This window comes from Pseudomonadota bacterium (genome assembly GCA_030775045.1).
GTDB lineage: Bacteria > Pseudomonadota > Alphaproteobacteria > JALYJY01 > JALYJY01 > JALYJY01.
On the sequence record JALYJY010000002.1, the window covers coordinates 1 to 22,501 of the forward strand.

The following is a 22,501-nucleotide window of genomic DNA, read 5'->3' on the forward strand; positions in this document are numbered from 1 at the left end:
CTCGCCGCCTCCGCCGCCGCCCCCGTCCACGCCGCCCTCGCCGCCGCCCATTCTTTGCCGCCTGGCTCGTCACCTCCCAGGCGACGTCTATAAAGGTCAGCCACGGCATTAATGGTTTTGGCACCAGTCACATCAGCCTGCTTCAGAACCATGTCTGGATCCGACATCAGCCAGTACATCAACCTGCTTGTGGCCATGGAGAGATCGGCCCCTTCGGGGATGGCCCGGAAAAATCGCACTGTCCATTCCTTGGACTTTTCCGCCGGAAGGCCCTCAAAAATTCTGTCCTGAAGAAAGGACAAAGATCTTGGAATCCCATAAAGTGGCTCTGTGGCTTCATGCCAATTTGTGTCTGTTTTTTCCTTATATTCATGGACCATGCATCCGACAGAGCAACCCTTCCCGTCTTCCCAAAAAACGCCCTGGATGTAATTGTCAGCATCGTAATGGGCCTGCGCCCTTGCCAGTGCCGATGTCTTGGTTTCGATGGTGTTTGTGAACGCAAGCATTGTTTTTCCTCTCTGTCGATTATGGTCAGTACAGGGCAGGGGACTGATCACGCATGGGATTGGACCTCGGCATGCCCTCTCCCTCCTCATCCGCCTGCTGACAGATCTTTTCGTAAAGGGTGTGGTGAAGATCTTTCAGATCGACCGGTATGAAAATGCTGCGGCCAATCGCGGATGCCTTGCAGCTGTCCAGGTCAACCTCACCTTGGTACTCAGCCCATCCGGACCAGTGCCATTCCAGACCGGCCCACTCGATCTGACCCGCTACACGATGCCTTCCCATTGTCCCCTCCATGCAATCACGGCGCGGTGCCGATGTCTGAATTGCTACCTTATGGGGGTAAATTACACACTTTATGTACGCGCGTCAATACACAAAATGCGTATTTTTCAGAAAATCTTCCACGCGCCAGAACCCCTTATGGGTATTGGCTTTCCGGCTATCCCGTGATCAGGACATGGGGTAAGGAGGGTGAAAAAAGTTGGCGCGGCCTTGATTTTATTTTTGGGGTATGGCTTGATGTGTTTGGCAGGCAACGCTGGAAACAGCCCGAGTCTCCAATCGCGTGAGGCAGCTAACCGGTAACGGTTAGTGGTACAGGGTCCAGGGGCCTGCCGCTTTCCCATCCCTCAGGATTGTATCCATAAAACTCAAAGATTTCTCTTTGCGCCAATGAGAGGTTCATTGTGTGAAGGTCAGGTATTGCCTTGATCCCGTAATCAATAACGCGCTGGTACCGGTCGACAGCCATTCTGGGCTGGAGCAACTTGGCATAGGACGTATTGCAGCCCGGCCAGGCACACTACAGAATTTCATCCTTCTGAAGAATATACGCCGTTTCTTTGTTTACGTTTTTTCTTTCCCTGAGCCTGTCTCTTATTGTTAAAATAATGATGGCCAATGGAGAGAGCGCCAGCACAACAAGAATACTCGCAATCTTGGGGCCGATAACTGTTTTTAACAAATCTGGCAAAATAAAGATGCAGGCAAGAACGAATGCCAAAAAAACAGCCAAAATTCCGCCTGTTATGCATAGGGAAACAAACAGGAGCCAAAATTTTCTTATGAGGACAATCCCCAGAAACCCTAAAATAATACCGCCAGCAATTTCGAGCATTGCATCACCTTCACACTTTTTTCCCGATCCAGACCACCCTGCCATGGACCTGCACATCCTGCAAGGGTATATCCTTCATAGGGTGATACTGCTGGTTGTTACAGGCCCCCAAGAACTTCTTTCCACCGCATGACCCTGTGGACGGCCTTGATCTGGCCCAGTTCAAAATGAACGTCCTTTGACGGGTTGTGCTGTTTGCAGGAAACCCTTCCGTCGGTTTTGCGCACAAACTGTTTCAGAAAGCAGCCGCCCAGTTCCCCGCCCACGCTGCCCTTCAGTTCTATGATCACATCGTCGCCCTGGATGGGGGCCCGCCCCGGCGTGACATAAATGATGTCGCCGGGCCTGTATGCGGGGATCATGCTGTCGCCAACCACATAAACGGCGAATGCGTCCTTGACCGTGGCCAGCCCTGGCGGACGGCCTATGTACTCGATTATCTCGCCATTAAACCTGAAGTCGCCTTCGCTGCCGCCCATGGCCGTGCCACAAACCGGAAGATCTCTGGCTGTGTCGTCGCCAATATAACCCCGGGAAGCCTCTTTTGCCTGTTGCATAAGCTGTGGAGCCGGGAGTTGCCTGAACAGGCCTCTTACTCCTGTTTTGATCATGCCAACCTCTGAAAGATCAAGGATTTCTTCCTCAGTGATGGGGGGATCTCCTTTTCCCGCAAGGGCCCGGATGAATTTTTGCGCCTGCGAAAACGGAAACGGGTCAGAGCCATATTTTTCACGAGGGTCAAGGTATCTCTGCACGCCAGATGCATGGGAGTATCCCAAAGCCCTGGCAAAAGACTGCTGATCCATGCCAGCCCTTCGCACAAGATCTTTCAGGTGTTCCGCCGGAGACAACTTTTTTTCTGCCTGCACTGGAATGCCCCCATAGAAAACATATTACGCGAAAAGCGTATCATGAAATTAATACACATTCCATGTTGACTGTTTTACGCAACAGGCGTATCCGGTGTGTATGACGCAGGCAGATCACATCATCAGAAGGCTTGGCGGCGCGACGGCGGCAGCCCGTCTCCTTGGCCACAGGCACACGACAACGGTTCAGGGCTGGAAAACACGTGGATTCATCCCGGCGCGTCAGCAGCAGCTTGTTCTGCAGGCCGCCCGCCAGCACGGCATCGATCTTAAGCCAGAGGATTTTTTCAGGGAGTAAGTGCGTGTGTGAACCCAATGCCAGCATTGGCAAGGCTTTGTGCGCCTTAAAGCGGAAATTTCGGATTACCACTTTCAGCAAGGGGGTACGATGACAGATTTCTTGGAACAGCTAAACCTGGAGTGCCTCAGGCTTTCCATACAGGTAAACGGCTCATCATCTGTGGACGCTGTCATTGAGGCTGCCACGAAAATGCGGGCGTTCGTTCTGAAAGCCTCCGCCACAGATTTTACTGCGACGGAGGCCTCGCGCATTGCCGGGCTTACTTCTTCGGCATTCTGTTAACGAGGACCTCCAGATTATGGTCTATCGCAGACAGGGCATGGGCGATGTGTTCAAGGGCGCGCGCCATAAATGGTCGCACAACGCCCTGTGGTCCGTTTGGGTAGGTGGAAAAGATGGACATGTGTTTTCTCCCCATAAGGTTACTGGTTGCACGGACCTTATAGGGGAGAGAGGTCGGGGAGTCGATCCCCGGCCCGCCTTCAGCAAGGGGGTGTCATGGATCCCCTGCTGATTTTCGGGATTGAGCTGGGGCAGTGGCGGCGGCGCAACAGGCTGTCCCCGGCCGCCCTGGGGGCAAGGCTGGGGGTTTCTGCATATTCCATAGCCCGGATTGAAACGGGGCAGCAGAACGTCTCCCTGCCGGTCTATTCCCGCCTGCCCGAGGAAATGAAAGCGCGGTACCGGGAACTGTGCGGCGAGCCGATGCCATCATCTGAAAACGGGTCCAGGCGGTCTTTCAACGCCTTCCCGAACCAGGTCAAGCGCCGGAAGTGCCTTGGCTGCCCGTCTTCCTTCACCAGCAAGCATTACGGAAACCGCTTCTGCCACGCCTGTGGTGACCGGATCAAGCGGGAGGATCTGTGGGACAGCCACAGCATAAGGGCTGCGCGCCGTACTTCAGGGGGTGCGCTGTGACATTTACCCGCATGACTGCCGATGAATACAAGGCCAGAAACGGATTTTCGCCCGAGCGGCCAAAACCCTCCAAATACAACGCCCAGCCTACGGAAGTGGACGGCATACGCTTTGCCAGCCGCGCTGAATCCATTCGATATCAGCAGCTGAAAATGATGCAGCAGATGGGGCGAATACAGAACCTGAAGTTACAGGTGCCATTTATCTGTGAAGTCAACCGGCGGGTGGTCTGCAAGTACATCGCGGACTTTGTGTACGTCGAGGACGGCATGAAAATTACCGAGGATGTCAAAGGTATGCTGACGCCCCTCTACAAGCTGAAAAAGCGCCTTATGGAGGCCTGCCACAACGTGGTCATCAGGGAGGTCAAGGTCAGATGAGTTCTTTAACATCAAGTATAATATCAACGGCCTGTTTTTTAGTTTCGCTGCTGGTTGATAACAGGGCCGCCTCACTAGTGCTTTTGTGCATGGGTTGGATGTTGCTTGGCATCGCAATCGCAAAGATTGGCCAGTCATGAGCAACTACATGGACAGCCTGAAGGCGGCTTTCTTCGCGGCTCCCCCGAACCAGGCGCGTCAGGCCGTGCGCGCGAGAAACAAGCGCATTGTCCATGACATGCTGCGCGGTGAGGTGCAGTGCATGGAACGGCGGAGGTTCCTGAAGGCTCTGCTGCGGCCGCTCTTCATTCTGGTGGGGAGGCGACCATGAGTGACGCTGCAGAAGCATCCCGGACCATCAGGTCATGGTGGAAGAAGCTGGAGACGGCCAACAGGACCATTGCGAAGAACCCAAGGGACTTCCGGGCCATGGCCATGCAGGGAGTGGCCCTCTATTGGCTTAACGAGGCCATTTTCAATCTGTCTGTCGGGGGAAAAGAGAAATGAGCAGGGCTGAGCACTGGTACAAGCGTTATCCCAAAGATTTCATTATGGGCACCATGGGCATGTCCCTTGAACTGAAGGGCGCATACTCTCTTCTGGTCGATCTGATGCACGACCATGGCGGACCCATAGCGGACGATCCCCGCTATCTGTCCGGCATTATGGGCGTGTCTCTCAGAAAGTGGGCCTCAATAAGGGAAGAGCTGATCGCTGCAGGAAAAATTATATGCCGGGAAGGGCAGATCATAGATACACAGGCCATGCAGGAGATCCAGAATGCCCTTGAGGCCTCTCAAAGGCATATCGAAAATGGTCGTCTCGGAGGAATTTCGAGGGTCGAAAAGTCAGCGAAACCTCAGCGAAACCTCAACGAAACCTCAACGAAACCAGAAGAAAAATCTTCTGAAAATGATAACAAACCAAGTAAAATCAAGGCTTCTGTCCAAGCCAGGCTTGAGCCAGGCTCAAGCATATTAGAAGAGAATAGAAGAGATAAGAAAGGTATTACTGACGTAATACCCCCCCATAGTCCCCCAAGGGAAAAACACTTACTTCCCGAATGGATCCCTCCTGACGACTGGGAGGCATTCCTGGAAATGCGGAAAATTCAGAAAAAACCTCCGACCGAGAGAGCCAAGGCGCTTCTTGCGCGCCAGCTGGAGAGGTTGGTTGCCGAAGGCCATTCGCCATCGGAAGTTCTTCAGCAGTCAACAGTCAACAACTGGACAGATCTCTGGCCCGTGAAAGGAAAAAACAATGTCAGCAGTAGCGCTTCTCCAGGAACGACAGGCCGCCCTGACAACGGCGGAACTGCAGACGACCGCCTCCGTAATCGCGTCAATGCAACGGCGCGGCTCATTGACGATCTCTGTGGAAACGCAGACCAGGCAGGTTCCGCGAAAGGATTATGACGGGAATATTTACGGGTGGGAAACGGCCGTTGTCGAAACCGGAAGCGTGGTCTGCCATGTGAAAAATCCGGCACCGGAGGAGGTGAGGGCTCTGGAGGGTGCGACCGCTCCGGGGACAAAACAGGGCATCCACAGGGCCTTGGAGATCCTGGGCCAGATAAAGCCGGTCGGGAAATCAGACGTGAAGCAGTCAACGGTGATTGCGTATCTGGTGTTTGATCTTGTGGATGAGGGGGTCAGCGAGTTTGTGGTGAACGAGGTCTGTCGGGAATACAGGCGGGATCCTGAAAGCCCGTTTTTTCCGAACGGTGCGGAGTTTCTGAAAAAAGCCTGCCAGGCCATGAAGAAATACCAGGCGGCACTTTCAGTGGCGTCTGGCGAAGGTACACCTCCGGGAAAAAAAACATCATCCGTACCGGAACCGGATTACCCGGTCGGGGAAGAGCGCAGGCGTCTTGCTGACGGGTTCGCCCAACTTGGAAATATCATCAGGGGAAACGGGGAGGTGGCGTAATGGCCGGACGGAAGCGGAAAGAGGGTGCGCAGAGGTACCCTGACGGAACGGTCTACAGGCACGAACCTGCCATTCTGCCCCGCACCCTGGAGATCAGGGGAGCGACGGTCGGAGCGGAGAATGCCAGAAATCCTAAAGCGGGATATCTTGTCGGGCAATGGGAACTGAACGGAAAAATCACCCCGGAACAGTTTTATGCCGCCTGCAAGGCCGGGTATATCTGGGGCATGTGGGAGAAAATCCTGTCCAGGGAGCTGGGCGCGCCCCGACGCAGTGTCCCCTGTGTCCAGTTTTACGGCGCCTCTGTCGGGCGGTCCTGTGATGTGATTGATGAGGAAAAGGAGCAGGAGATAGGCGCTGCCGCTGCAGAAATTGACGCCGTTCTGAAAAAGCACATCCGGGGGTGGATTCTTGCCAAGGCCATTCTGGACGGTGTGATCATGGATAACTGTCTGTCTCCGTCCATGGATCCGAAGAGGGGTCATCCGTTCTTTGGGGCGCACTGGACCATGTTTCGCAACAGCCTTGACGTTCTGGCGGAGCATTTTGGTGTGTGAGAAAAGCGTATTGACATCCGTTGCGAGTTAGTTTACTGCATAAATACAGAGTTGGATATCTGCGCCCGGAGGGAAACCTGCCGGGCCTTTTCTTTTCAGGGGCTGCCCTTCACCGGGCGGCCCTTTTTTATTGGGTCCCCAATGTCAATCATCGCACCTATCATCAGTGCCGGTTTTGGTGCTGGCGGCGGCACTTCGCTCAAGATTTTTCATGTCCAGGACCAGAAGGCCGCCGGAACGAACGGTGGAACGCTCACTGATAGTGCGTGGCGGACGCATGACCTGAACACCGTAATAACAAACGAAATAGTGGGTGCCTCGCTCGGATCAAACAAGATGACATTTACCGAGCCAGGAGATTACTTTGGTACCGGAATCTGTCCCATTTTCAATTCGTCTGTCACACAGGCCAGAATGCAGGATGTGGCCAACGGCGTCACCCTGGCGCAGTCTGTCAACCAGTACAATATAGGATCCGCCTCAACGTCAAACATGGTTGTTCATTTCGAATTCTCCGTGGTTGATGATCCCGTGGAAATAGAATTTCAGGTCCAGAGCGTGGCAACCTCGGCAGCCACAGGATTTGGTATCCCTGCCAACATAGGAACCACGGAAGTTTTTGCAGACGTAAGAACCTTCAAGGTGTCCTGATATGCCCACAGATATAGCTCTGGCACTGCATTCCCTGGTTCCGCGAGCCCGTTACAGGGGGTCATTAACGGCCAACCGCCGGGAGGCCTATGATGCCATTATATGGCTGCCCGAGGAAAACAGGCCAAAGCCATCCTGGCCCCAAATACTGGACGCTGCCCTTGCTCTGGCCAAAACCAACAAAAAGACAGAGTGCCATGATTATGCGCTCGAAAAATGCGCTCTTGGATTTTCATTCGACAACAAACGCTTTAACGTGGGCGAGGGCAAGGTAGCCAATATACTGGCGTTGCGGTACGTGGCTGACAACCAGTCGCTTATATGGGAGCCGGTACCGATTATTACGACTGCGGGAGAATTTTATACCGTATCGGAGATTGAGGATATGGTGGCTTTTTCGGAAGCTGCCCTGGCATTTCGTCGCGGCGTTAACTCCAGTGACGTAACGCATCAAAACGCAATAGATGCCCTGGAGGTCAGGGATCATGACGATCAGATAGATGTGGCCGCAACGATAGAAGCCGTTGAGAGCTATGACTTCACAACAGGCTGGCCAGCTTAATCAAAACAATCAAAGAAAATTGAAAAACAATCAAAGAAATTGAATATGGCCAAGGGCGGAAAAAGGCAAGGCTCGGGAAGAAAGCCGGGCAGCAGGAATACATTAACAAGAGAAATTGCAGACAGGCTTTCGAGGGACGGCGTGACGCCCCTCGAAATCATGCTCAAAATAATGCGCAGTGCGGATGCCCGGGGCGACGAAGAGATGGCCATGGACGCTGCCAAGAGCGCAGCGCCTTACATGCATCCCCGCCTTAATCAGGTGGATGTCGGAAACAAGGATGACCAGCCCTTCAGGATGGCCGTGTCGTCCGATGACGTTTCCCTGCTGAAGAGGTTTGTGGAAACCAGGGGGCAGGATCTTCTGAATGAGGGCAGGGATGAATAAATATACCTTCGAGACGTTGCGCACAAAGAGCTTTGACGAGCTGAAGGCTATTGCTGTTGGCATTGGCCTGGGCATCTCGGAGGGTGAAAAGCGGCAGAGACTTCTCAGCCGGATCATGGAAGTGACATCCCAGATTTCACCAGAGCGGCCGAAGGAAGAAATGGCGGAAAAAGCCAGGTCCCGGCAATCCGTATTCTCCAATACCAAAGACGGGGTGCTGGAGGTGCTTCATCCGTATCTGGAGCGTGGCCTGCACGTCACATTCAGTGACGGTTGCTTTCACCTGAGGGCCGGGCAGAAGGAAGACAGCGGCACGCTGAAACAGCCGCTCGCAGTCATTGTGCGGTGTGCTGAAAGCCTGATGCGCCGATAATGCAGGTTATGCAGGAAGAGGTCAATGCGGCGTGTCGCCTGAGTTTCGACGCGTTTGCGCAGAGGGCCTTCAGGATCATTGAGCCAGGAACGGCGTACGAATGGAACTGGCATATCGGTTGTATCGCGGAACATCTGGAGGCAGTTTATGCCGGAGACATCCAGCGGCTTATTGTTAATATACCTCCTCGAACTCTTAAAAGCTTTCTCGTTTCAGTAGCGTTTCCCGCCTGGGTGCTGGGCAAGAGTCCCCACCAGCGCTTCATCATGGCCAGTCACAACTTCAGGCTGGCCCGCAGCATGGTGATGAAGACGCGGCGGATCATGGGGGACGACTGGTATCAGCAGTGCTTCGGGGGAATTGAGTTCACTCCGGACCAGAACGAAAAGCACCATTTTGAGACGAAGCAGCAGGGAATGTACTATGCGGGTGCCCTGCGCAGCATTACGGGTACGGGAGCGGACTACGTTTTGTCTGACGACCCTGTAAACCCGATGGAAGCCCTCTCGGACACAATCCGGGAGACAACCAATACAGAGATACGGTCGACCCTGTTCAGTCGGTTCAATGACAAGCGGGTTGGCAAGTTCATCCTGATCATGCAGCGGCTGCATGAGGATGACCCTACGGGCAACCTTTTGCGCGATGGCGGATATACCCTGCTCAAGCTGCCTGCCGAGGCAAAAAAGCCGGTAAGCATTACTCTGGGCAAGAAGACCTGGAGCATGAAGGAAGGGGAGCTTCTCTTTCCTGAGCGTTTGACCAAAAAGGTCCTTGAGGAAACCCGCCGCGACCTTCTCGATTATCACTATGTCGGGCAGTACCTCCAGGAGCCTGTGGCTCTGGGTGGCGGTGAGTTCAAGGAAGAGTGGGCGCAGTACTACCAGGCGGGAGGGGTAAAGCCCTCCACCATGAACGTCTACATCCTGGTGGATCCTGCTGGCGGTGAGGAGGTTAACCGGAAGAAGAAAAAGCTTTCGGACTGGACCGCCATGATGGTGGTCGGTCTCGCGCCGGACAATAACTATTACCTACTGGACATCGTCAGGGACCGTCTCAATCCCACGGAACGGATCGACAGGCTCTTTGAACTGCACCGGAAGTGGAACGGCCTGTGCGGCAAACCCCCTGCCGTAGGGTACGAAAAGTACGGCCTGATGACCGATATCCACTACATCCGCGAAAAGCAGAACAGGGACGCCTATCGGTTCGGCCTGATCGAGCTGGGCGGGTCGATGGAAAAGACCGAGCGTATCCGTCGTTTGATCCCGGACATGCAGAACAGGCGGTGGTGGTTTCCCGCCAATCTTATGTACACGGACTGCGAGGGGCGTACCTTTGACCTGGTACAGGAGCTGGTTCGCTCAGAGATGCCTACATTCCCCCGGGCACGCTTTGACGACATGCTGGACGCTCTCTCGCGGGTTTATGACGAAGATCTGAATGCTGTATTCCCGATGCCTGTGCAGACATCGGCGCAAAAAATGATTGCCGCCGCTTATCCGGCGCAGACTGAAAGCTGGCTGGGCTATTGATGAAATCCGATTTCGAGATTGTGCAGCAGTTCAGAAAGCACCACAAGATCAGTGAGCGCGGACTTTCTGAACAGTACAAAAACACCGGGGAATGTGAAGCCTTCTACGCCGGCGACTTCATGTCCTACCGGGACCGGGTGCAGTTTTCTGACCCTACAGGCCAGAAAAAACGCGCCATGGTGCAGTTCAACAAGGTCAAGCCCTATGTGAACGCGGTGAAGGGCTTCATGGCCCAGAACCGCCGGAAAGCGAAGTATATAGCGCGGGTAGAGGCCGAGCCCCTGCGGAACCTGTACGGCCAGTACACAAATTCCCTGGCTGACTATATCCGCGAGAACGCCAACGCCGACCAGGTAGAGACCCAGCAGGACGGCGATATGCTGACCTGTGGGTATGGGGCGGTCGAAACCAACCTGACCTATGGGGAGGGCTATGCCAGCCGGGATCCGAACGGCGAGATCCTGATGATGCGGCTGGATCCGCACTCTGTGTGGTGGGATCCCCATGCCAGGCAGGCAAACCTGCTGGACGGAAGGTGGGTCGGGTACACAAAGGAATACGCCCTGGATTCGGCGCTGACCTTGTTTGAAGGCTCAAAGCCGGATGACTTTGAGGATGGCCCCCAGGATCCTGATACAGGGTACAGTTTTAACCCGGCGGGCGGTGTCTACAGCAAGATCAAGGAAGGTCTGGACTGGTCGGATGAAGAGGCCGAACTGGTCAGGGTCCACTTCTATCAGTGGTGTGAGATTGAAATGTTCTGGCGGGCGGATAACCCCATCAACAGTCTGACCAATCCTGAGGCCGTCCGGCTGGCCACACTGACCCTGGAGGCCATAGCGGCTGAGCAGGAAGATAATGGGCTGTTTGAGTTCAATCCTGCTGCAGAGATCCTTACCTTTGACGGGGAAATCAAAAAGAAGCTGCTGGAATCCTTCGGTGAATTCGTCAAGCCCTATAAATTCAGGAAGAAAGTGTTCTATTCCGCCGTGATCAGCGGCGAGAAGGTGTTCACGAAGTTCGAGAATGTCTGCCAGCAGGGCTTTACGATCAAGTTCAAGACCGGCGATTTCGACGCGAAGAACAAGATCTGGACGGGCATGGTGAATTCCATGAAGGAGCCCGTCCTGTACTACAACAAGGCCCTGACCGAGCTGATGTTCATCATCGGAGCCAACAGCAAGGGCGGTGTTCTGGTCGAGGAGGGCGCGGTTCAGGACGTCAGCAGTTTTGAACAAAAATACGCCAAAACAGATTCCGTGATTATGGTGAACGCGGGGGCGCTGTCCGGGAGCAAGATCCAGCCAAAGAAAACGCCCTTTACACCCACGGGGTATGAAGAGGTCATCCAGCTTTCGGATGCCTCCATCTCGGATGTAAACGGCATTGACCGGGCGTTTCTGGGATCATCTGAAAACAGGCAGGAAACGGCCCTTCTGCAGCGACAGCGCATCCGTCAGGTCATGTCTACCTTGGCCTGCTACTTTGACGCCGTCACGCTGTACCAGAAAGAGCATGCCCGCCTGCTGATCGATCTGATGCGGGTCTATGTGGAGAACAACGACGGCTCCCTGTTCCGCATTACCGGGGAGAACGGCAAGGAAGTATTCCTGAAGATCGCCGCTGACAAATTCGTGAACGAGTACGACATATCCATTCAGGAAGCCCCACAAACCGCAGACGAAAAGCAGGAATTCGCCAGCACCCTGGTCACCATGGCTGACAAGCTGCTGGCGACTGGCGACCAGTCGGCCAAACAGATTTATGCTGTGGCTGTGAAGTATTTGCCCATCGAGGTGGAAGACAAACAGAAACTGCTGGAGATCTTCACGCCGCAGAACCAGGTCGACCCGGCCTACGTCCAGCAGCTTGAGCAGCAACTGCAGGCGGTGAACAGCGAAATGGGCAAGGCCCAGCTGGACGCTCTGAAATCGCAGACCAGGCTGACCTCAGCCAGGGTCGATGAAACCATGGCCAAGGTGCAGAAGACAGCGGCTGATACCGTCAAGGTCATGGAAGAGGCAGAGCAGAAAGGCGCTGAGAACAGGCTTCTCAGCAGCGTTGGTGATCTTGCCGTCAAGGAAACGCGCGTCGTTATCTGATTAACAGGAACTGCAGAGTTGTCCGGCCCGGAACCGAAAGGTTGCCGGGCTTTTTGTTTTTAAATCAGGGAGACTGAATGTCTACGCTTTACGACCAAATTGAGCAGGAAGAAAAGGAACTGGAAAATGCATCAAAGGAAGCCGAAAAACCCGATGCAGAAAAGGAAACCCCTGAAGTTCCTGCGGAAAATGGTCAGCCTGCTCCGGAAGCTGTGGCAAAGGCTGAGGAGGCCGCTGAAGAAGGCGGTCCGCCTGTTGAAAAACCTGAAGCGGAAGATAAAACAGAAGACAGGCCGGATAATGCGGCGTTTGCGCGCCTGCGTCGTGAAAAGTCTGCACTGGAAAGGCGACTGGCTGAGATCGAAGCAGCAAAAGCAGCGCCCACTCCCCAGGGCCCGGTTGCCGTCAAACCAGCCGATTCTGTGCCAGACAAAGCCGCTGATCCAGCCGCCTATGCCCAGTGGGAGTTCCGCCAGACCCAGCAAAGGGTCGAAGAAGTCGCCCAGAAGCAGGCCCTGAGGGACCAGCAGGAACAGCAGGCCCGGCTTTATCAGTCGGCTGTCCAGGAATTCACGGGATATGAGGGCGAGTTCAAAAAGAACGCCCAGGACTACGAAGCCGTTGCCCGGCACCTGAGGCAGAGACTGGGTGACAGCCTACACGCCCTGTACCCCAACGCAGCGGACAATCAGGTGGAAGCGGCTGTCGACCAACAAATCCTTAGGTTCGCATCTGAATACGCCAGACAGGGCCTGAACCCGGTCGAAGAACTCTACCATATAACCAAGGAAAAATACGGCTACAGGTCCACCGAACCCGAAAAGAAAAAGGGTCCCGACCTGGCCACGATCGAGAAGAATAAAAAGCGTTCTGCTTCTCCCCTTTCTGCTGGCGGTCAGTCCAGTGGAGCAAGGCTGACGGCGGAAGCCGCAGCGAGTATGTCACTGGCGGAGTTCTCCAGACTGACCCCGTCCCAACTGGCGGAGCTGGAAAGAGGGGCGGCTTAACTGCCCCGGCCATCGCTGGCCCTAAAAAGCAGCGCCCACGCACAAGGCTTTAAAGGTGCGGCTCGCGGAGCCTGTCCGCCTATCAGTCAAACGGGGTCGCGCCCGCTAAAACGCAGGCTCTCCAGAAGCTTCAAATCTGTGTCGCGACTGTTGCTTGAAACACTTTTTTCAACCAACACAAAGGCACACACACATGTCATCCACAACAATGACTTCTGCCAACAGCCTGACTGTCAAGCTGTGGGAGAAGAAGGCATGGCTGCAGGCCATGCAACGGTCCGCTCTTGGGCATATGTTCAATCGCGGAGCAATCTACTTCCCTGAAAAGGGTCTCACCAAATCCGCCGGCGACCAGTTCACGTTTCCCTATGTGGGCAAACTGACTGGTGTTCCTATTGGCGAAGGCGGAACAGCTGATGGCAACGAGGAAGCGCTGGATCTGACCAGTCATTCCATGGTCATGAACGTATCGCGTATTCCGGTTCTGAATCCGAATGACGATACGATTGAGCAGCAGCGTACCAATGTCCAGTTTGAGGAAAACACCCGCAAACAGCTGTCCATGCGGTGTGTGGAACTGATGGATACCTCTCTGTTCTATCATCTGGCCGGCGCTGCACCAACAACCCTGACGATCAACGGCACGACCTATGACACGACAGCCAAAAAGCTGCATGTCCAGGGTCACAATACCCCCGTTGCTCCGACGACCAACCGCATTCTGCGGGCGGGCGCTGCGGCAAACGACCAGTCCCTGTCATCGTCCAACAAGATGACGCTGGATCTGGTGGATTATGCCCTGGAGCTGTCCGAGCGTTCCGATCAGCCTCTGGAAGGTCTGGACGGCGATACGTTTGATCTTTTCGTATCTCCGGAACAGCTGGTTGACCTTCAGCACGACGCTGCTGGAAAGGTGCAGTGGTACAACATCGAGCTGGCGAAAATCCAGGGCGGATCTGAAAACACCATCGAAAACCGCTTCAAGAACGGGATGATCTGCGCCGGCAAGTACCGCAACGTCTACATCTACTCCATGCCCCGCGTGGCTTATGGATTGCGGAGCGATACATCGGCAGTGATCACGACTGTTCGTCGGGCTGTTCTTGTAGGTTCAAACGCTGTGTCCTTTGCCTCCCCCTATGGTGGCCGGGTTACGGACAAGGACGTGCCGATGAAGCTTTTCGTGCAGATGAAGGACTACGACTACTACAAGGGCGTCGAAGCCCGTCTGATCTACGGTCTGAAGAAAATGTCGCCGACCGACAAGGAAGATATCGGCACGATCGTTCTTTCCACCTACGCCGCCGCCCATACCTGATCGGGAGACATCACAATGACAACACCTTCAATTGTACCAACCAAGTACGCCGGTGATGATGGCGATTTCCTGATTGCCAAAATCGACCGTAGCGGAGCACTGCGCATGGAATACGTTTCCGTGTCGGTTCCCAGCGGCACAGCAACCAGCACCGTTGTCGGCCTTGTTCCCTTCCGCAAGGGGGCGCGGTTTATCCAGGGGGCGACGCAGCTCTATGTGGAAAACATCGGTGATGGATCGTTTACGTTCAATGTAGGGTATGTCTACGACGACAACACCACATACACAAACGATGACGACGCCTTTGCCTCTGCGCTGACCACAGGGCAGGCTGGCGGCCTCATCACATTTGATGAGCACGCCGGTCTGTCATGGGTTGCCGATGCTGACGGATGGATTGTCGCGACCACTGGCGGCTCCACAACCGACAACACAGGCGTCATCAAGGGGCAAGCCTGTCTTGCCTATGACGGTTAAGGCACAGAGCCATGCCCACGTTTGCCAGTCTGAAAACGTCCGCAGCCAAAAGGCTGATGGATGACAGCAATACTGCTGTCTCGGCATCGGACGTGGGTGACTCTGTCAACGCGGCTATTCGTTTCTGGAAGCAGAAGCGCTTCTGGTTCAATCAGGCAACCGCCACTCCGACACTCACAGAGGACGATCCTGATATCACCGGAATGCCTTCTGCCTTTCTGTACGAACTTTCACAAAATGGCTTTGTCATTGAGTACGCGAGTTCACGCTATCCGCTGGTGAAGGTCGACAATAACTTCTTTGATGCCAAAGACAGCGAAGGCGTTGGCCTGCCGGCGATCTACACGTATCGCAACGGCGGCTATCAGGTTTGTCCATATCCGGATCAGGCCTACACGCTGAAACTGTACTACATCAAGGATTATTCAGACCTTTCCGGCGACAGCGATACGAACGACTTTACCGCGTATGCCGACAGGCTGGTTCTGTACGAGGCCCTTTCCCGCCTTCACGGGGAGCTTCGCCAGGACGAAAAGATGGAAGCCTATTACTCCGCGAGAGCCGCAGCCGAATACCAGAATCTCCAGACCCGCACAGCCATGCTGATCGGTACGGGGACGCTTTCTGTCGATACCATTCTATAGGAGAAAAAAATGCCCGTTACCAAAGGCGAAATCCAGAGGCTGGAAGGTCTGACCCTGAATACAACGACCGAGGTTGTAGCTACAGAAACCGTTGGAACGCTGACAGCAACCACAGCCACCATCACCACAGGAACTATCACCACAGGTACCGTCACGACCCTGACCTCAACAACCGGTAATATTACTACGGTCAACGCTCCGACTGTCAATGCGACAAACGTGGATGCCGGCGCATCAGGTACGGCGGGTTCTGTGGATGTTTTCCCCTCTACGGCTTCTAAGGGGAAAATTGCGATCACGGCAACGAACAATACCAATAACGATACCCTGAGCATCACCAATGCTGCCCAGGCTGCTGCGCGCACGTACACCATTCCCGATGCCGGCAACAATGCCAGTTTTGTGATGACCGAGGGATCCCAGACAGTTAATGGGACAAAAACCATTCCGGCCATTGTTACAACGAACCTCGATGCCGGAGCTTCTGGAACTGCGGGTACTGTGGATGTGTTCCCAACGACAGCGGCCAAGGGAAAGATAGCCATTTCCGCTGCCGACAGCGTCGGTGATACGACCACAACCATCACGAACGCTTCACAGGCCGGGGCACGGACCTATACGATCCCTGATGCCGGTGCTTCTGCGTCCTTTGTCATGTCGGAAGGTGCCCAGACCGTCAACGGCGCGAAAACCTTCGGCAGTGCACCGAATTTCCCGGCAACGGGTTTTCAGTGTGACAGCGTGACAATGTCGCAAATAAAATGGGTGGATGTGACCGTGACTGCGGCGCTTCTGGACTCTGCCGGAACCGTGCCCGTCATCGCCGGGGTTTCCGGTGACCAGTACAAAATCAGGAACATCCGCCTTGTTGGCGGCGGCACAAGCTTTGGCGCTGGTGGTGACAGATTGATCAGCCTGACAGACGGCACCACAGTCTGGACCACGATTGCCAATGCCGACATTGAAAGTGCTCCTTCGGCAACCCTTGAGTGGGGCAATACCAAGGTGCCCTTCCTGACCGGAACGTCGGACACCGCCAGTGTATCTGCAGCGGCCATTCGCTTTCAGTACAGCGGTGGAACGACAGATCACAGCGGCACCGGATCGATCAAATTCTCTGTCTACATCGAGAAAGTAGCCTGAACCTTTGTCCTGCGCGTGACGCCCCGGAATGGGCGTCATGACAGGGGGATTTTATCCATGGAACTGGTCTTTAAAGAACCGACGGGCCTTGGCTGGCATTATGCGGACGGGATCTATTACCGCAAAAAAGGCGATGATGTTGTCGCCAGGCTAAGCGGTCAGTACATCCCCGATCCTTATACCCTCTGGCAGCGCAAATGTACCGCTGTGGGCAAGGAATACGGACAGAACGGGTACACCGCATACCGCCCACAGGAAGCCGTTTTCAGGCTCTGGGAGCATTGGCAAAATGTCAACAACAACAACTAATTACAGCCTTATAAAGCCGGCTGTAAATGACCCTGTAGATGAAGATCTGTGGGGTGGCTATCTCAATACCGACCTCGATACAATCGATACGCAGTTAAAATCGGTGAGTGATACAGCCGCGGCAGCGTCTGTTCCCATAGGTTCTGGTATGGATTATTGGGGGGCTTCTGCACCATCAAGATGGTTGTTTTCTTATGGGCAGGCAGTCAGCCGGACCACATATTCAGCCCTTTTTGCTGTAATCGGCACAACTTATGGGGCCGGGGATGGCAGCACGACATTCAATCTGCCTGACAAAAGAGATCGGGTGTCGGCCGGTAAGGGCGATATGGGCGGATCGTCTGCGAACAGGCTGACAAATCAATCTGGTGGGGTTGAGGGTGACACATTGGGAGCGGCGGGAGGGGCTGAATCACATACATTGGTAACGGGCGAAATGCCGTCGCACAGGCATTTAACTGTGGTTGATGCAGTCGCTGGAGCCGGGCTTAGCTCCTCTTCTGAATCAATAGCAAAAACAAGAGACCCGGGCAGCTCTTTTGCGTATCTTTTGGGTGGAAATTCCTCAGAGCCTAATTTAGGAAGAACAACAAGTGTTGGCTCCGATGGAGCACATAATAACATTCAGCCGACAATCATTTGTAACTACATTATTTATGCCGGCGCATGACAACAAGTGAAGCTCAGTTACGCCTCCTGGAAATTCTTCCCGGAGTGCAGCCAGATACCGAAAAAACAAAAACATCGACCGCACACTGGACGGCTGCTGACAAAATTCGATTTGTTAACGGAAAGCCCCAGAAGATTAATGGATGGCAAGGCGTTTCTTTCAACGACAGCAACACGATTACTGGCAAGGCCCGATCTGTTTACAGCGCGAAATTTTCCAATCGCGTTCAGACAATGGTTGGTACGCATACAAGGCTGTATAGCCTTTTTGGCACCGAGCTTGTCAATGTTACGCCCCTGGAAACATCGACGACAGCAATAGCCGACAGCCTGAGTACATATTATGCAACCCTGGGCAACAATCCGATCGCCACCACCAATGGAAGTGCTTTTATCGTTATTACGGATAGTACTGCGGGCAAATTTGTTGCAGGCGATGGTTATACGCTTTCTGGTGCGTCAACAACCAATGGCATTCCCAATACTCAAATAAATGCAACTCATATTGTGCGGTCTGTTGGTTCCGGGACCGTTACATTGATGACTTCAGCGTCAGCAACAAGTACAGGGTCAGGCGGGGGTGCATCTGTAGTCCGCTCTTCCGGACTGCTCACGGTCGCGGCTGCATCTCATGGCATGAGCAATGGTGACAGGGCCAAACTTGCAAGCGCGGCAGACACAGGCGGTATTGTCGCGGCTCAGATAAATCGTGAGCACATTATACGCAATGTGGCCGCGAATACATTTGATGTATTTACATCGGGAACGGCAACTTCATCGGTTTCCGGGGGTGGCGGAGCCAGCACAACCTACCAAACACAAATTGATGCCGGTTTCGAAGACGATAATACGGGGCGTGGTTATGGCATGGGGCTTTATGGCCTTGGCCTATACGGCGTTTCAAAAACAAGTTCGTCTGGATCAAACCTGTCCCGCATATGGTTTTTTGATCGCTTCGGCGAACTTGTTATTGCCACTCCCGGGGGGCAGGGCGGTCTGTACTCATGGGATGGTTCTACATCTGTTGCTCCTGTTCTTGTAACAAATGCCCCTGCAGCTATTAACTATGCCTTTGTTACGGATAATATTTGTGTAACGTTTGGCGCGTCGAACACACCCAATAAAATTAAAACAAGCGATCAGGGGGCGTTAACCACCTGGTCGGCCAGCAGCACAAACCAGGTTTTTGAGGATGATATTGAGGGGGTCGATCGTCTGATTTCCCATGCGCCTTATTCGGGCGGGAATTTGATCTTCTCGGACAGCCAGACATTCACGTTCCGGTATATAGGCCTTCCCAACATTTTCGAGATCAGGCTGAAGGACGGCAATATCGGCATTATCGGTCCGATGGCGCGGGTAACGGTGGCGGGTATTCCATACTGGATGGGGCGTGAGAATCTATACATGTACCGGGGAGGTAATATTGAGGTTATTCCCTCGGCAACCCAGAAATCATCCACCCTTCTCAATTATATCTATGACGACATCAATCTGGCCCAGACCAGCAAGGCCTTTGCCTGGTACAATCCGAAATATGGAGAAATCTGGTGGCATTACCCTTCCGCCGACAGCATGAATGCGGACAGGATCGCCCGGTTCAATGTCCACGACCTGACGTGGACGCCGGATACCATGGACCGGATTGCGGCCGAATATCCCAACATCAATTCTGACAAGCCCTATCTGATTAACAGCAACGGCACGCTGTACCGGCACGAGGTCGGTCATGATGATGATGGCTCTGCCATGACGTGGAGTTTGACCTCGCCCCGTCGTGGGGTGGGAAGGGACAATGCCCTTCTGGCGGGCCTGATACCAGACAGCCTTCAAAACGGAAATATCACGGCCACGGTAGAGTCCTACAGGTTTCCTCAAAGCCAGACAGCCACGTTCAGCCAGTCCTATACCATAGGAAGCACGACAGAACGGGTGTCCACGCGGGTTATGGGCAGGTTCTGGGACATCACCCTGTCGGGATCTTCCGCCGAACAGGAATGGTCCATGGGTGACTGGTATGAGGAGCTTCAGCCGGGGAGCAGGCAATAATGGAGCGTTTCCCTGAGGTCTTGGGCGATAACCCCAGGCATATTGCCGATATTTTGCGGGAAATCACGCGGATCAGAGGCGACGACATTGGTGACTGGGACGGGTTGCCCAACAGGTATATGCGGGGCCGAAAGGTAGAAAAGGTTCCTTCTGCCAGCACGGATGTGGCGGCCACAGACCGTGAGGGGGACTTCAACTACAGCGCCAGTTTTTTTTACCTCTGCGTCAACAACGCGGGAACAATTGCATGGCGGCGTGTGGCGCTGTCCACATGGTGAGGTGACCTATGGGCTTTTTCAGCGGCAGCAAAAAAACGACGAAAACAGGCTATTATTCCCTGCCTGATAATCTCAAGGGAATGATCGACAGGATTGCCTCCGGATCAAATCAGTATGTAACGGGCGAAAACAATATCTCCCGCTTTACGCCCATGGCCCAGACTGCGGACGAAACGCGGGCCTTTGATATCCTGAGACAGGGCTTTGCGCCTACACAGCAGAGCCTGGCATCTGACATTAATTTGCAGATGAACCCCTATAACCAGTCTGTGATTGGCGCAATCAACAGACAGGCGGGCGGGGAGTACAGCATCCTGAAGCAGGCCATGAATGAAGCGGGCCAGATGGGCAGCAACCGTCAGATGCTCGGGGCCAATGATATTGATCTGACCCGTACACAGCAAATAGGGTCATTTTTGCAGGGTCAGTTTGACAAGGCCATGCAGAATTCCCTGACAGTGCTCCCCCAGCTGCGCGCGGCGGACGCCCAGGGCCTTCTCGGTATCGGGGAGTTCCAGAGGGGCCTTGAATCCCAGACAAAGCAGGCCCCCGTTACAGCGCTTCAAACGGCTACAGGGCTGGCCCAGGGATTGGGTCTTAATTCTGCTATCGCGAATACGTCGCAGACAACACAGAAAAGCGGCGGGTTGGGCGCATCCCTGCTGGGTGCCATTGGTGGGGGTCTTTCTGCTGCAGATAAACTGTTTGGCGGCGGAGCGGGAGCGGCTGGGGCAGCGGGAGCGGCTGCCGGTGGCGGAGGGTTTCTGTCAGGGCTCGGATCGCTGTTTGCCTTTTCCGACCGCCGTCTGAAGGAAAACATCAAAGGGGCCGGCGAGGAAAACGGCCACAGGGTCTACCGCTTCAATTACAGGGGTGACGACAGGAAGTACATCGGCGTCATGGCGGATGAAGTCCTGGAGACGCACCCCGAGGCCGTTGCCGAAATGGATGGGTATCTGGCTGTTGACTACAGCAAAATTGGCGTTCGGTTCAGGGAGGTTTAAATGGCTGGCGTAGCTCCCTTTTCTGATATGGGCATTCTGGGCAAGATTGGCCTGATCCTTCAAAATACGGCAGATCCATCGACACTCGGACGGTACGAAGAGCAATTACAGCGGCAGGATGAATTTCTGTACCAGCAAAAACAACGCCAGAAACAGGCCCTGGCCGATGAAAGAATTGCGCAAATTGTAAGCACCGGGATGTCTCCTGTGGTCGGCCCCATGGGCCCTGAACAGCCGCGTGTTCTCAGCGGAATGGAATTTCAAAAGGTATTGGCTGCAGAGGATCCCCGGTACCTTCCGGGTCTGATTGAATCCATGCAGCGGGAAAACGACCCCATGCGCAAGGCCCAACTGTCCCTGGCTCAACTACAGCTTCAGGAGGGTCAGTTGGGATTACAGGCCAGGCGACAGGAAGTGACAAACCGAGGAGCATTGGCGAAATGGTATGAAAGCCTGACGGTCGGCCCCGATGGAAAGCCCGTTATTGACCCGGATGGTCCAGAAGGCCCGCAACCTCCCCGTCCGGTAACGGCTGGCGAAATCATGCAAAGGAACGCTGTTTCTGATCCCGAAAAGTATGGCGGTGCCCTGGTAGAATGGATGACCAAAGCATCGCAGCCTCAGCAGCCTGCTGGTGTTGATTTTGGCAATTCTGATAACGCGAATGCCATAGAATTTCTTATTAAAAAAGGTGTTTTAAGCGAAGAAGAGGGCGCTACTGTTTTAGCGGGGAAAACCTTAACGGATTCTGGCGGAGGGGTTCAGTTTGCCAGTCCTCTTGCCCTGGTTGGCAGGACAGGTGGTCAGATATCAGCAGATGGCGCTCAATCCCCGCCTGGAATAACAACCGTAAAGCAGGGTACTGGACCCAAATTTACAGAAGAACAGACCAGCGCAGCAACATTTGCAGAGCGTATGACAGCAGCTAATGAGCAGTTAGACCAGCTTTCGGGCGCGAGATACAATGCGCCCGGGGTACAGGATATTGTTGCAAATAATTTGGACTGGGGATTGGACAACCTGGCCATGTCGCAACAGGGCCAACAATTCAACCAGGCAAAGCGCACTTTCATAAATGCCGTTTTGAGGGAAGAATCAGGCGCTGCAATTGGAAAAGACGAATACACCAATGCAGAAAAGCAGTATTTTCCACAGTTTGGCGATAGCGCGGAGGTTATTGCCCAAAAAGCCAAGGAAAGGCAGATAGCCACAGACGGAATGAGAAGGGCCGCAGGCCCGGCTCTCAAAAAGTCCGGGGAAGCTGAATCAAAAGGAAAACAGGCTGCCTCCGGTGCTCCTGGCGCTCCGGAAGCAATACGGGAGGTTGGCGGCAGGAAATACGAGAGGATGGGGGGGCAGTGGTATGAAGCCGGTCACTGATCCCGCTCTTCTTCAGATTCTGAACGCCCCGG

General features: G+C 54.2%; 29 protein-coding genes. 24 read left to right on the forward strand and 5 right to left on the reverse strand.

What is annotated here, in order from left to right:
* The 5 genes from M3O22_00195 to M3O22_00215 all read right to left on the reverse strand — a co-directional run.
* The coding region (locus M3O22_00195) for a hypothetical protein (protein ID MDP9195189.1) at positions 1 to 560 on the reverse strand (560 nt) is incomplete at its 3' end.
* Positions 535 to 792, reverse strand: a complete 258-nt coding sequence (locus M3O22_00200; protein MDP9195190.1) for a hypothetical protein — start codon at positions 790 to 792, stop codon at positions 535 to 537. The genes M3O22_00200 and M3O22_00195, both read right to left, overlap by 26 nt.
* A gap of 520 nt (positions 793 to 1,312) precedes the next feature.
* Positions 1,313 to 1,672 carry a hypothetical protein gene (locus tag M3O22_00205; GenBank protein MDP9195191.1) on the reverse strand — a complete coding sequence of 120 codons (360 nt, stop codon included), beginning with the start codon at positions 1,670 to 1,672 and terminating at the stop codon, positions 1,313 to 1,315.
* Between the two features lie 53 nt (positions 1,673 to 1,725).
* Complete coding sequence (locus M3O22_00210; GenBank protein MDP9195192.1) at positions 1,726 to 2,184, reverse strand: hypothetical protein; 459 nt, start codon at positions 2,182 to 2,184, stop codon at positions 1,726 to 1,728.
* Positions 2,185 to 2,536: 352 nt separating this feature from the next.
* The gene (locus tag M3O22_00215; protein ID MDP9195193.1) at positions 2,537 to 2,827 is read right to left on the reverse strand and encodes a hypothetical protein; all 291 of its coding nucleotides are present in this window, start codon (positions 2,825 to 2,827) and stop codon (positions 2,537 to 2,539) included.
* A 468-nt stretch (positions 2,828 to 3,295) separates the two neighbouring features.
* On the opposite strand from M3O22_00215, the gene M3O22_00220 reads away from it, so the two are divergent.
* The 24 genes from M3O22_00220 (at position 3,296) to M3O22_00335 (ending at position 22,469) form a co-directional block, all read left to right on the forward strand.
* The gene (locus tag M3O22_00220; protein ID MDP9195194.1) at positions 3,296 to 3,715 is read left to right on the forward strand and encodes a helix-turn-helix domain-containing protein; all 420 of its coding nucleotides are present in this window, start codon (positions 3,296 to 3,298) and stop codon (positions 3,713 to 3,715) included.
* Positions 3,712 to 4,095, forward strand: coding sequence for a DUF1064 domain-containing protein (locus M3O22_00225; protein ID MDP9195195.1), 384 nt, complete (start codon positions 3,712 to 3,714; stop codon positions 4,093 to 4,095). Before M3O22_00220 ends, M3O22_00225 begins: the two co-directional genes overlap by 4 nt.
* 136 nt (positions 4,096 to 4,231) lie before the next feature.
* Positions 4,232 to 4,426 (forward strand): hypothetical protein, encoded by a 195-nt coding sequence (locus M3O22_00230; GenBank protein ID MDP9195196.1) that lies wholly within the window; start codon positions 4,232 to 4,234, stop codon positions 4,424 to 4,426.
* Positions 4,423 to 4,602 carry a hypothetical protein gene (locus tag M3O22_00235; protein ID MDP9195197.1) on the forward strand — a complete coding sequence of 60 codons (180 nt, stop codon included), beginning with the start codon at positions 4,423 to 4,425 and terminating at the stop codon, positions 4,600 to 4,602. The genes M3O22_00230 and M3O22_00235 overlap by 4 nt, the downstream gene beginning before the upstream one ends.
* Positions 4,599 to 5,510, forward strand: a complete 912-nt coding sequence (locus M3O22_00240) for a YdaU family protein (protein ID MDP9195198.1) — start codon at positions 4,599 to 4,601, stop codon at positions 5,508 to 5,510. Before M3O22_00235 ends, M3O22_00240 begins: the two co-directional genes overlap by 4 nt.
* 58 nt (positions 5,511 to 5,568) lie before the next feature.
* Positions 5,569 to 6,024, forward strand: a complete 456-nt coding sequence (locus M3O22_00245) for a hypothetical protein (GenBank protein MDP9195199.1) — start codon at positions 5,569 to 5,571, stop codon at positions 6,022 to 6,024.
* Complete coding sequence (locus M3O22_00250) at positions 6,024 to 6,581, forward strand: hypothetical protein (protein MDP9195200.1); 558 nt, start codon at positions 6,024 to 6,026, stop codon at positions 6,579 to 6,581. Before M3O22_00245 ends, M3O22_00250 begins: the two co-directional genes overlap by 1 nt.
* A gap of 141 nt (positions 6,582 to 6,722) precedes the next feature.
* Entirely contained in the window at positions 6,723 to 7,232 is a 510-nt protein-coding gene (locus M3O22_00255; GenBank protein ID MDP9195201.1) for a hypothetical protein, read from the forward strand.
* A gap of 1 nt (position 7,233) precedes the next feature.
* The gene (locus tag M3O22_00260; protein MDP9195202.1) at positions 7,234 to 7,794 is read left to right on the forward strand and encodes a hypothetical protein; all 561 of its coding nucleotides are present in this window, start codon (positions 7,234 to 7,236) and stop codon (positions 7,792 to 7,794) included.
* A gap of 45 nt (positions 7,795 to 7,839) precedes the next feature.
* Positions 7,840 to 8,181: a hypothetical protein gene (locus tag M3O22_00265; protein MDP9195203.1), complete on the forward strand. Its 342-nt coding sequence runs from the start codon at positions 7,840 to 7,842 to the stop codon at positions 8,179 to 8,181.
* The gene (locus M3O22_00270) at positions 8,174 to 8,554 is read left to right on the forward strand and encodes a hypothetical protein (protein ID MDP9195204.1); all 381 of its coding nucleotides are present in this window, start codon (positions 8,174 to 8,176) and stop codon (positions 8,552 to 8,554) included. The genes M3O22_00265 and M3O22_00270 overlap by 8 nt, the downstream gene beginning before the upstream one ends.
* Complete coding sequence (locus M3O22_00275) at positions 8,554 to 10,089, forward strand: hypothetical protein (GenBank protein ID MDP9195205.1); 1,536 nt, start codon at positions 8,554 to 8,556, stop codon at positions 10,087 to 10,089. Before M3O22_00270 ends, M3O22_00275 begins: the two co-directional genes overlap by 1 nt.
* Entirely contained in the window at positions 10,089 to 12,191 is a 2,103-nt protein-coding gene (locus M3O22_00280; protein ID MDP9195206.1) for a hypothetical protein, read from the forward strand. Before M3O22_00275 ends, M3O22_00280 begins: the two co-directional genes overlap by 1 nt.
* A 77-nt stretch (positions 12,192 to 12,268) precedes the next feature.
* Positions 12,269 to 13,198 carry a hypothetical protein gene (locus M3O22_00285; GenBank protein MDP9195207.1) on the forward strand — a complete coding sequence of 310 codons (930 nt, stop codon included), beginning with the start codon at positions 12,269 to 12,271 and terminating at the stop codon, positions 13,196 to 13,198.
* A 193-nt stretch (positions 13,199 to 13,391) separates the two neighbouring features.
* Positions 13,392 to 14,516, forward strand: coding sequence for a DUF4043 family protein (locus tag M3O22_00290; GenBank protein MDP9195208.1), 1,125 nt, complete (start codon positions 13,392 to 13,394; stop codon positions 14,514 to 14,516).
* A gap of 15 nt (positions 14,517 to 14,531) precedes the next feature.
* On the forward strand, positions 14,532 to 14,993 hold the full coding sequence (locus tag M3O22_00295) for a hypothetical protein (GenBank protein MDP9195209.1): 462 nt from the start codon (positions 14,532 to 14,534) through the stop codon (positions 14,991 to 14,993).
* Between the two features lie 11 nt (positions 14,994 to 15,004).
* A complete protein-coding gene (locus M3O22_00300; protein ID MDP9195210.1) occupies positions 15,005 to 15,637 on the forward strand; it encodes a hypothetical protein in 633 nt (210 codons plus the stop codon).
* A 9-nt stretch (positions 15,638 to 15,646) separates the two neighbouring features.
* The gene (locus M3O22_00305) at positions 15,647 to 16,780 is read left to right on the forward strand and encodes a hypothetical protein (protein MDP9195211.1); all 1,134 of its coding nucleotides are present in this window, start codon (positions 15,647 to 15,649) and stop codon (positions 16,778 to 16,780) included.
* A 57-nt stretch (positions 16,781 to 16,837) separates the two neighbouring features.
* Entirely contained in the window at positions 16,838 to 17,089 is a 252-nt protein-coding gene (locus M3O22_00310) for a hypothetical protein (GenBank protein MDP9195212.1), read from the forward strand.
* Positions 17,070 to 17,759: a tail fiber protein gene (locus M3O22_00315; GenBank protein MDP9195213.1), complete on the forward strand. Its 690-nt coding sequence runs from the start codon at positions 17,070 to 17,072 to the stop codon at positions 17,757 to 17,759. Before M3O22_00310 ends, M3O22_00315 begins: the two co-directional genes overlap by 20 nt.
* Positions 17,756 to 19,807, forward strand: a complete 2,052-nt coding sequence (locus tag M3O22_00320; GenBank protein MDP9195214.1) for a hypothetical protein — start codon at positions 17,756 to 17,758, stop codon at positions 19,805 to 19,807. Before M3O22_00315 ends, M3O22_00320 begins: the two co-directional genes overlap by 4 nt.
* Positions 19,807 to 20,085 (forward strand): hypothetical protein, encoded by a 279-nt coding sequence (locus M3O22_00325; GenBank protein ID MDP9195215.1) that lies wholly within the window; start codon positions 19,807 to 19,809, stop codon positions 20,083 to 20,085. Before M3O22_00320 ends, M3O22_00325 begins: the two co-directional genes overlap by 1 nt.
* An 8-nt stretch (positions 20,086 to 20,093) precedes the next feature.
* Entirely contained in the window at positions 20,094 to 21,089 is a 996-nt protein-coding gene (locus tag M3O22_00330) for a tail fiber domain-containing protein (GenBank protein MDP9195216.1), read from the forward strand.
* Entirely contained in the window at positions 21,090 to 22,469 is a 1,380-nt protein-coding gene (locus M3O22_00335; GenBank protein MDP9195217.1) for a hypothetical protein, read from the forward strand.
* Positions 22,470 to 22,501: the final 32 nt, after the last annotated feature.